Origin of the sequence: Aquamicrobium zhengzhouense, from assembly GCF_016124105.1 — a bacterium.
Lineage (GTDB): Bacteria > Pseudomonadota > Alphaproteobacteria > Rhizobiales > Rhizobiaceae > Aerobium > Aerobium zhengzhouense.
The window spans coordinates 291,793-302,608 of record NZ_JADGMQ010000001.1 but is presented as its reverse complement, the minus strand read 5'-3'; the positions used below and the strand labels follow the sequence as shown (position 1 = coordinate 302,608).

Sequence of the window (10,816 nt, the reverse complement as noted above, 5' to 3'; positions counted from 1 at the left end):
CTTATTCCTTGATCGACGCGACGATGCCGGCGCCGACCGTACGACCACCTTCGCGGATAGCGAAGCGCAGCTTCTCTTCCATCGCGATCGGAACGATCAGCTCGACGTCAACCGTGATGTTGTCGCCCGGCATCACCATTTCGGTGCCTTCCGGCAGGATCACAATACCCGTCACGTCGGTCGTGCGGAAGTAGAACTGCGGACGGTAGTTGGTGAAGAACGGGGTGTGACGGCCGCCCTCTTCCTTGGTCAGGATGTAGGCTTCTGCAACAAACTTGGTGTGCGGCTTGACCGAACCCGGCTTGCACAGAACCTGACCGCGCTCGACGTCCTCACGGCCAACGCCGCGAACCAGAGCGCCGATGTTGTCGCCAGCCTGGCCCTGATCGAGCAGCTTGCGGAACATTTCAACGCCGGTGACGGTCGTCTTGCCGGTCGGACGAATGCCGACGATCTCGACTTCCTCACCAACCTTGACGATGCCGCGCTCAACACGACCGGTCACAACCGTACCACGGCCCGAGATCGAGAACACGTCTTCGATCGGCATCAGGAACGGAAGGTCAACCGGACGCTCAGGGGTCGGGATGTATTCGTCAACCGCAGCCATCAGCTTGCGGATCGCGTCTTCACCGATCTCCTTGTTGGAGTCTTCCAGAGCGGCAAGTGCCGAACCCGGAACAATCGGAACATCGTCACCCGGGAACTCGTAGGTCGACAGAAGCTCACGAACTTCCAGCTCAACCAGCTCGAGCAGCTCCGGATCGTCGACCTGGTCGACCTTGTTCAGGAACACGACGATCGCCGGAACACCAACCTGACGAGCGAGCAGGATGTGCTCACGGGTCTGCGGCATCGGGCCGTCAGCTGCCGACACGACCAGGATCGCACCGTCCATCTGCGCAGCACCGGTGATCATGTTCTTGACGTAGTCCGCGTGACCCGGGCAGTCGACGTGGGCGTAGTGACGGTTCTCCGTCTCGTACTCAACGTGCGAGGTCGAGATGGTGATGCCGCGTGCCTTCTCTTCCGGTGCAGCGTCGATTTGGTCGTACGCCTTAAAATCACCGAAGTACTTCGTGATCGCAGCCGTCGTCGACGTCTTGCCATGGTCAACGTGACCAATCGTACCGATGTTCACATGCGGCTTCGTGCGTTCAAATTTACCTTTGGCCATGTGACTTCTCCATTCCTTATTGCCTAATCAGGCAGTCGTTTCGGCTTTTGCGTCCGTCAAGCGGTTACGCGAACTTCTTCTGGATTTCCTGGGCGACAGCAGTCGGGACCGGGTCGTAGTGGTCAAACTGCATCGTGTACTGGGCACGGCCCTGAGACATCGAACGCAGGGTGTCCACATACTTGAACATGTTCGCCAATGGAACCATCGCGTTAACCACAACGGCGATACCACGAGCTTCCTGTCCCTGGATCTGTCCGCGGCGACCGTTGATGTCACCGATGATCGAACCAACGTAGTCTTCCGGGGTCACAACCTCGACCTTCATGATCGGCTCGAGGAGCTGAGCACCGGCCTTCTGTGCACCTTCACGGAAGGCTGCACGCGACGCGATCTCGAACGCCAGAACCGAGGAGTCGACGTCGTGGAAGGCACCGTCGATGAGGGTCGCCTTGACGCCCAGCATCGGGAAGCCTGCCAGCGGACCGGAAGACAGAACGCTCTGGATGCCCTTCTGGACGCCCGGAATGTATTCCTTCGGAACTGCACCGCCGACGATCTTCGACTCGAAGACGAACTCTTCGCTCTCCGGATTCGGCTCGAAAATGAGCTTAACGCGAGCGAACTGACCGGTACCGCCCGTCTGCTTCTTGTGGGTGTAGTCCACCTCAGCAGTGCGGGTAATGGTTTCGCGGTAAGCAACCTGAGGCGCACCAACGTTGGCCTCAACCTTGAACTCGCGACGCATGCGGTCGACGAGAATGTCCAGATGAAGCTCACCCATACCGGCGATGATGGTCTGGCCGCTTTCCTCGTCGGTCTTGACGCGGAAGGACGGATCCTCAGCAGCCAGACGGTTGAGTGCCAGGCCCATCTTTTCCTGGTCGCCCTTGGTCTTAGGCTCGATCGCAATCTGGATAACCGGCTCCGGGAATTCCATGCGCTCAAGAATGACCGGCTTCAGCGGGTCGCAGAGCGTGTCACCGGTCGTGGTCTCCTTAAGACCTGCCAGAGCAACGATATCGCCTGCAAATGCCTCTTCGATATCCTCACGCGAATTCGAGTGCATCTGCAGCATGCGGCCGATGCGCTCGCGCTTGCCCTTCACGGTATTTTCGAGCGACATGCCCTTCGTAACCTTGCCGGAGTAAATACGGCAGAAGGTCAGCGAACCGACGAACGGATCGTTCATGATCTTGAACGCCAGCATCGAGAGCGGCTCGTCGTCGGACGACTTGCGAGTGGTCTCTGCTTCGGTCTTCGGATCGATGCCCTTGATGTCCGGAACTTCGTTCGGAGCAGGCAGGAAGTCGACAACAGCATCAAGAAGCGGCTGAACGCCCTTGTTCTTGAACGCGGTACCGCAAAGGACCGGATGGAACTTGACCGAGATGGTGCCCTTACGGATCAGCGAGCGCAGCTCATCGTTGTCCGGAAGTTCGCCCTCAAGGTAACGCTCCATGGCGCCCTCGTCCATCTCGACCGCCGTCTCGATCATGGCTTCGCGGTACTGCTCAGCCTTGGCCTGAAGGTCAGCCGGGATTTCGCCGACTTCGTAAGCGGCACCCGCCGTCTCGTCGTGCCAGACGATCGACTTCATCTCGATAAGATCGATGACGCCCTTGAACTCGTTCTCAGCGCCGATCGGCAGCTGAATAGCGAGCGGAACAGCGCCAAGACGCGACTTGATCATCTCGAGGCAGCGGTAGAAGTCCGCACCGATCTTGTCCATCTTGTTGCAGAAGATCATGCGCGGGACATGATACTTCTCCGCCTGACGCCAGACGGTCTCGGTCTGCGGCTCAACGCCAGCATTCGAGTCCAGGAGTGCAACGGCACCGTCAAGCACGCGAAGGGAGCGCTCGACCTCAATGGTGAAGTCGACGTGACCCGGGGTATCGATGATGTTGAAGCGACGCTTCTTACCATCGCGACCCTGCCAGAACGTGGTCGTAGCCGCGGAGGTGATGGTGATACCGCGTTCCTGCTCCTGAGCCATCCAGTCCATGGTCGCGGCGCCATCGTGCGTCTCGCCCATCTTGTGGCTCTTGCCGGTGTAGTAAAGGATACGCTCGGTCGTCGTCGTCTTGCCGGCATCAATGTGAGCCATGATGCCGAAATTGCGGTAGTCTTCGAGCTTATATTCGCGGGCCATTTGGGTGCCTCGTTCTAATTCGCCGGATTACCAGCGGTAATGCGCGAAGGCGCGGTTGGCTTCAGCCATCTTGTGCGTGTCTTCACGCTTCTTGACAGCGGTGCCGCGGTTGTTTGCAGCGTCGAGCAGCTCGCCGCTCAGGCGATCAACCATGGTCGTCTCGTTGCGCTTGCGAGCAGCAGCGATCAGCCAGCGGATGGCCAGAGCCTGACGACGATCCGTACGAACCTCAACCGGAACCTGATAGGTCGCACCACCAACGCGACGCGAGCGGACCTCAACGTGCGGCGCTACGTTGTCCAGGGCCTGATGAAACATAGCCAGCGGCTCCTGCTTCGCCTTGGCCTGAACCTGATCCAGGGCACCGTAGACGATCGACTCAGCAGTCGACTTCTTGCCGTGGAGCATGATGGCGTTCATGAACTTGGTAATGACGAGATCACCGAATTTCGGATCCGGATTGATTTCGCGCTTCTCTGCACTATGGCGTCGGGACATGTTCTCTGTCTCTCAATCGTCGGCTCGGCTTATGGAATTGCCGCAGCCGGAAATCCCTACTTCGGACGCTTTGCGCCGTACTTGGAGCGGCGCTGCTTGCGATTCTTCACACCCTGCGTATCGAGCACACCGCGAATGATGTGATAGCGAACGCCGGGAAGATCCTTCACGCGGCCGCCACGGATCATAACGACAGAGTGCTCCTGGAGGTTGTGACCCTCACCAGGAATGTAACCAATCACCTCGAAACCATTCACGAGGCGAATCTTTGCAACTTTCCGCAGAGCCGAGTTCGGCTTCTTCGGCGTCGTTGTGTAGACGCGCGTACAAACGCCACGCTTCTGCGGGTTGGCCTCCATGGCCGGAACCTTATTGCGCTTTACCGGCGCTTGGCGCGGCTTGCGGATCAGCTGGTTGACGGTAGGCATCAAACCTTCCTTCTTATCTCGAACCTGTGTCTCACGCCCCTTGCAGAGCCGTTTGAGCGCCTGTTCCATACAGGAATTTGGGCCACAAACCACCTATTATGGTCTCGCCCAAACAAACGCAGAGGAAGCGCGGACGCTTCTTGCAAGCCGGCAATGTAAAAGTCGCTCGTAAAACGAACCCTGTTTGAGGCGAACTTCAGAGCGTGGCGCTCCGAAAGAACAGGCCTCACATCGGCTCAGACGTTGCGGCTTCTACTCGCAACACGTCGTATCGTCAACCCCAACCGCTTAACAATCGCGCGATCCAGGTCATCAACGATGCGTTTGACGCTCCGGCGACAATAAAATTTCCATGTAAGGTGGCAGCGAGCCAATTTTCGACGGGCAAGCCAATTACAAAGGCATCGTACTGGCGATATTTCAGCTAGAGATCGAACGCGAATACATGATGTAGGGAATCAGGTGATGGATGACAATGGTCTGCAGCGCGTCACAATTATTGTCGGACGCGTTTGGCGCAACAAAGGAGGAGAATCGCTGGGTGCCCACATCATGGTGGTAGCCGCGGACGACGACTCAGCCGTGCGACTCGCGCTCGAGGCACTTGCGCGCGAAGGGTATGCGGAAGCAGAGTTGGATCAAATCGGTGAAATGGAAGACGCGCCGGATGAAGAGCCCCATCTGTCCGCCTGGCAAGGTGCGCTCGAAGGCGAAGTAGCGATCGTTACCTTCGAAGAAGACCGATAATAAAAGGCCGCCTGACCAGGGGCCACTGGGCAGGCGGCTAAAGGGTTTGCGATTCCACAATGAAACCACAACCGTCGAGCCGAGCGGCAGCGGCAGAACGCCATTTCCTCCCAGCCCACACCCTATATAACTCGCCAAATCGCCTTTACCTACTCCCAAATGGGAGCATTGTGCTCACAACCCAGTCCTCCAACCGCGGTGGTAAAGCCTGCAAGACGCGCAACGAGCTCACCCTGACGGTGAGTGCCCGTTTTTTGGAAGATCATTTTGACCCTCTGGCGGACTGTTCCCTCAGTAACGCCAAGCAACTCCGCAGCTTCGGCGATAGAATATCCATTGAGGAGCAAGCCGCACAATCGGCATTCCCCGGCTGACAGGCCATAGGCCGCGCGCAAGCTTGTATCGTCGAGCCCCACAGACCCACCAGCGAGTCGCTTCAAAACGACCAGTGCCAGGGGTGCCGGCGGTACCAGCAGACTATTCTCCCCGGCTTCCAACGTAGGTGCGGCAGTCACCACTGCACCGACCACGTGCTCACCGATGATGAACGTATCAGTTTGCTCAGTCTCACCTCGATCGAGCACCCTTTGAATCATCTCATCAAGGCGGGCCTGATAACCCGCACCACGAATCGTTAGACGTCCGCCGATATTGCCAATAACGTTGCCTTCATCGAATGCGGTCGCGGCCCGATCGTTGGCTTCACGAATGCATCGATTTCGTGTGACAAGAATGGCGGCACCGTCGATGTGCCGGATCAGTTGACCTAGCCGGATCTTCCGCTCCAGCCGGCCGCCAAGAATATGGGCGGCCTGCGCGGCTTCTTTGAATGAAGAACGCACCCCGTGCAAAATGGCGGCCGCCTGCGCATCGTAGCCATAGGCAGACTCGACATCATAGTTCCAGCCGACAAGGATCGTCTTTCGTACAGCAAGGTCAATTTTGATGCCCGTCGCGGCCCCCATATGGCGCTGTGGTGCGAGCCAGTCGTTGTAGAATTCGCTATCCACGAACGCTGAAGATGGGCTGTCACGTTCGGTGATTGCTACTTTGCCGGACGGCAGATTTCCCCAAAATTCCAGCCAAGGATTTCTGGTTACATAATGAGCGACATAAGATGACAGGTAGCTCGGATCGATGCCGGTTATGAAATTAGAAACAACTGCGGGTCGTGTCAGGTCATAATTCAGGATGCTCGACACGGAGCCTGGCAATATCTTGGCCATCAGACGCGTAACGTCCTCCCAGCCTGCCCTACCCCAACCTACCTCTCGGATCGTTCCCTGAATTTCAGCAATCGATCGCCTTATGAAATCATCGGCGTATATGGTCTTCCCCCAAACCCCAACTCACGCGTTAAGAAACGCGCAATCCCCTTCCTCCGAATACTCGTGACGCAAGGAGAAAACAACTCCCTGCTTACTGCGCTTGCTCATGCATTGCCGTAGATGGCGCTGAATCACCAATAGAAGCCGAATGAAAAAAGGGCCGCCGGAGACCGGCGACCCTTTTAGTTTGCCATAGCGTTCCGATTATTCGGCCGCGCTGGTCATATCCGTCAGCATCGGCGCTGCCACTTCAGCACCGGTCGACTTACGACGCTCGTCGAGGATCAGATCGTCACGCTGCATTGCAATGCGACGGATCTGCGTCATCTGTCCGCCGGTACCTGCCGGGATCAAGCGACCAACGATGACGTTCTCCTTGAGCCCCTGCAGGGTGTCGGTCTTACCAGCAACTGCAGCCTCGGTGAGAACGCGAGTTGTCTCCTGGAACGAAGCAGCGGAGATGAACGAAGGCGTCTGAAGCGAAGCCTTGGTGATGCCGAGCAGAACCGGCTGACCGGCTGCTGGCTTCTTGCCCTCTTCGATAAGACGATCGTTGCCTTCGTCCAGTTCGATCACGTCGACGTGGTCGCCCGGAATGTAGGTCGAGTCGCCCTGCTCCGTGATCTCCACCTTCTGCAGCATCTGACGGACAATCACCTCGATGTGCTTGTCGTTAATCATAACGCCCTGCAGGCGGTAGACTTCCTGGATTTCGTTCACGAGGTACGAAGCGAGTGCCTCAACGCCCTTGATCGCCAGGATGTCGTGTGGTGCCGGATTGCCGTCGAGGATGTACTCGCCCTTCTCGATGGTATCGCCTTCCTGAAGATGGAATGGCTTGCCCTTCGGGATCAGGTACTCGACTGGCTCAAGCTGCTCATCATGCGGCTCGATCACGATACGACGCTTGTTCTTGTAGTCGCGACCAAAGCGTACCGTACCATCGATTTCCGCGATGACAGCGTGATCCTTCGGACGACGCGCTTCGAACAGCTCGGCAACGCGCGGGAGACCACCGGTAATGTCCTTGGTCTTGGCACTTTCCATCGGAATACGAGCAAGCACGTCACCCGGCTGGACGACAGCACCCGGCTCGACCGACAGAATTGCCTCAACCGAGAGCATGAAGCGAGCATCGCTGCCCTTGGCGAGCTTATGCAGCTTGCCCTTTTCATCCATGACGGTGATGGCAGGCTTCAGATCGACGCCACGTGGTGTCGAACGCCAATCGATGACCTCACGCTTGGTGATACCGGTCGCCTCATCCGCGGTTTCCTGAACCGAGATGCCGTCTACAAGGTCTTCGAACACGACCTTACCGCCTACTTCGGTCAGAACCGGACGGGTATACGGATCCCACTCAGCAATTCGCTGGCCACGGCGAACCAGGTCACCATCATCAACGTAGATGCGCGCACCGTAAGTCAGACGGTGAACGGCACGTTCCTTGCCACCCTCGTCAACGATCACGACCGCCGAGTTACGGCCCATGACGACCAGGTGCCCGTCGGAGTTCCGAACCACATTGCGGTTACGGATCGTAACCGTGCCCTCGTAGGAAGCCTCAAGGAACGAGGTATCCACGACCTGCGCGGTACCGCCCATGTGGAACGTACGCATCGTAAGCTGAGTACCAGGCTCACCGATCGATTGCGCTGCGATGACGCCGACCGCTTCACCCTGGTTCACCGGCGTACCACGTGCCAGGTCACGGCCGTAGCAGACCGCGCACACGCCCGTACGGACCTCACAGGTGAGTGCCGAACGAATCCGCAGCGACTGGATGCCAGCCTTTTCGATGACGTCGACATCGCGCTCATCGATGAGCGTTCCAGCCTTGACCAGAACCTCGCCGCTGACCGGATGCAGCACATCATCGAGCGCGGTACGACCGAGTACACGCGAGCCGAGCGACGCCACAACCTGACCAGCATCGACGATCGGCTGCATCGTGAGGCCCTTCTCAGTGCCACAATCAACCGCGTTGACGATGCAGTCCTGAGCAACGTCGACCAGACGACGGGTCAGGTAACCCGAGTTCGCCGTCTTCAGCGCGGTGTCAGCAAGGCCCTTACGAGCACCGTGGGTCGAGTTGAAGTACTCAAGGACGGTTAGACCTTCCTTGAAGTTCGAGATGATCGGCGTCTCGATGATCTCACCCGACGGCTTCGCCATCAGACCGCGCATACCTGCGAGCTGACGCATCTGGGTCGGAGAACCACGAGCGCCCGAGTGCGACATCATGTAGATCGAGTTCATCTGCTTCTGACGACCGTCGTCGCCGAACTCGACCGCCTTAATGCGGCCCATCATTTCTTCGGCGACCTTCTCCGAGCACTTGGCCCAGGCATCGACCACCTTGTTGTACTTCTCGCCCTGAGTGATCAGACCGTCATTGTACTGCTGCTCGTATTCCTTCACGAGTGCTTCCGTCTCGCTGACGAGCTTCAGCTTCGTGTCCGGAATGACCATGTCATCCTTGCCGAACGAGATGCCCGCGCGACATGCGTGCGAGAAGCCAAGCGCCATCACGCGGTCACAGAAGATAACAGTCTCCTTCTGACCACAGTGACGATAGACCGTGTCGATCATCTTGGAGATGTTCTTCTTGGTCATCTCCTGATTCGCAGTGTCGAACGGAACGTTGACGTTCTTCGGCAGCAACTCACCAATAATCATGCGGCCCGGAGTCGTGTCATAGATCTTCGACACGACGTTGCCGTCTGCGTCGACGCCCTTGTAACGACCTTTGATTTTCGAGTGCAGTGTGACTGCCCCGGTCTCGAGCGCATGATGCAATTCGCCCATGTCGGCGAACGCCATGCCCTCGCCCGGCTCGTTCTCATTGACGATCGACAGGTAGTACAGACCCAGAACCATGTCCTGCGACGGCACGATGATCGGTGCGCCGGAGGCCGGATGCAGGATGTTGTTGGTCGACATCATGAGCACGCGAGCTTCGAGCTGCGCTTCAAGCGACAGCGGGACGTGCACGGCCATCTGGTCGCCGTCAAAGTCCGCGTTAAACGCAGTACAGACGAGCGGGTGGAGCTGGATTGCCTTGCCTTCGATCAGGACTGGCTCAAACGCCTGGATGCCAAGACGGTGCAGGGTCGGCGCACGGTTCAGAAGAACCGGATGCTCACGAATGACTTCGTCAAGGATATCCCAGACTTCCGGACGCTCTTTCTCGACCAGCTTCTTCGCCTGCTTGACCGTCGAGGAGAAGCCCTTGGCGTCAAGACGAGCGTAGATGAACGGCTTGAAGAGCTCGAGCGCCATCTTCTTTGGCAGACCGCACTGGTGCAGCTTCAGTTCCGGACCGGTCACGATGACCGAGCGACCGGAATAGTCGACGCGCTTGCCGAGCAGGTTCTGACGGAAGCGGCCCTGCTTGCCCTTGAGCATATCGGACAGCGACTTCAGCGGACGCTTGTTGGCACCGGTGATGACGCGGCCACGACGGCCGTTGTCGAACAGCGCGTCAACAGCTTCCTGCAGCATGCGCTTTTCGTTACGGATGATGATGCCCGGTGCGCGCAGTTCGATCAGGCGCTTCAGACGGTTGTTACGGTTGATGACCCGACGATAGAGGTCATTCAAATCCGAGGTCGCAAAACGACCACCATCCAGCGGAACGAGCGGACGCAGATCCGGCGGGATCACCGGAATGATGCGCATGATCATCCACTCCGGACGGTTGCCGGACTCGATGAAGTTCTCAACGACCTTGAGGCGCTTGAGGAACTTCTTCTGCTTCAGTTCAGACGTCGTGGTGGCAAGTTCCGCGCGCAGATCACCAGCGATCCTCTCCAGATCCATGCCGGACAGCAGTTCATGGATTGCCTCGGCGCCGATCATGGCCGTGAAAGAGTCCTCGCCGTATTCGTCAACGGCGATCATGTACTCTTCTTCCGAAAGAAGCTGGTGTTCCTTCAGCGCGGTCAGGCCCGGCTCCGTGACGATGTAGTTCTCGAAGTAGAGAACGCGCTCAATATCCTTGAGCGTCATGTCAAGCAGCGTGCCGATACGCGACGGAAGCGACTTCAGGAACCAGATATGGGCGACAGGCGCGGCCAGCTCGATGTGGCCCATGCGCTCGCGACGCACGCGCGAGAGGGTGACCTCAACGCCGCACTTTTCGCAAATGACGCCCTTGTACTTCATGCGCTTGTACTTGCCGCAAAGGCACTCATAGTCCTTGATCGGACCAAAGATACGCGCGCAGAACAGACCATCACGTTCGGGCTTGAACGTGCGGTAATTGATCGTCTCCGGCTTCTTGATCTCGCCGAAGGACCAGGACTGAATCTTCTCGGGGCTGGCGATGGAGATTCGGATCGAATCGAACGTCTGCGCCGGAGCCTGAGGGTTGAAGAGATTCATGACCTCTTGGTTCATGCCGTTCTCCTTATCGGGGCTTCGCCCCTCATCTGATTAAGCAGCAACGGCAAGGGCCGCATCGTCGCCGCTTCTTGTCTGT

General features: G+C 58.0%; 7 protein-coding genes. 1 reads left to right on the top strand and 6 read right to left on the bottom strand.

Annotated elements, in window-relative coordinates:
* Position 1: 1 nt before the first annotated feature.
* The 4 genes from tuf to rpsL form a co-directional block, all read right to left on the bottom strand.
* Complete coding sequence (gene tuf, locus IOD40_RS01375) at positions 2–1,177, bottom strand: elongation factor Tu (RefSeq protein ID WP_198473526.1); 1,176 nt, start codon at positions 1,175–1,177, stop codon at positions 2–4.
* A 64-nt stretch (positions 1,178–1,241) separates the two neighbouring features.
* Positions 1,242–3,332, bottom strand: a complete 2,091-nt coding sequence (gene fusA / locus IOD40_RS01370) for an elongation factor G (RefSeq protein WP_198473524.1) — start codon at positions 3,330–3,332, stop codon at positions 1,242–1,244.
* A gap of 27 nt (positions 3,333–3,359) precedes the next feature.
* Positions 3,360–3,830: a 30S ribosomal protein S7 gene (rpsG, locus tag IOD40_RS01365; RefSeq protein WP_198473522.1), complete on the bottom strand. Its 471-nt coding sequence runs from the start codon at positions 3,828–3,830 to the stop codon at positions 3,360–3,362.
* A 56-nt stretch (positions 3,831–3,886) separates the two neighbouring features.
* Entirely contained in the window at positions 3,887–4,258 is a 372-nt protein-coding gene (rpsL, locus tag IOD40_RS01360; RefSeq protein ID WP_198473519.1) for a 30S ribosomal protein S12, read from the bottom strand.
* A gap of 465 nt (positions 4,259–4,723) precedes the next feature.
* On the opposite strand from rpsL, the gene IOD40_RS01355 reads away from it, so the two are divergent.
* Complete coding sequence (locus IOD40_RS01355; protein WP_198473517.1) at positions 4,724–5,005, top strand: transcriptional regulator; 282 nt, start codon at positions 4,724–4,726, stop codon at positions 5,003–5,005.
* A 149-nt stretch (positions 5,006–5,154) separates the two neighbouring features.
* Here IOD40_RS01355 and IOD40_RS01350 read toward each other — a convergent pair whose 3' ends face one another.
* Positions 5,155–6,231 (bottom strand): helix-turn-helix transcriptional regulator, encoded by a 1,077-nt coding sequence (locus IOD40_RS01350; RefSeq protein WP_198473515.1) that lies wholly within the window; start codon positions 6,229–6,231, stop codon positions 5,155–5,157.
* A gap of 306 nt (positions 6,232–6,537) precedes the next feature.
* The gene (rpoC, locus tag IOD40_RS01345) at positions 6,538–10,734 is read right to left on the bottom strand and encodes a DNA-directed RNA polymerase subunit beta' (protein WP_198473513.1); all 4,197 of its coding nucleotides are present in this window, start codon (positions 10,732–10,734) and stop codon (positions 6,538–6,540) included.
* Positions 10,735–10,816 lie beyond the last annotated feature (82 nt).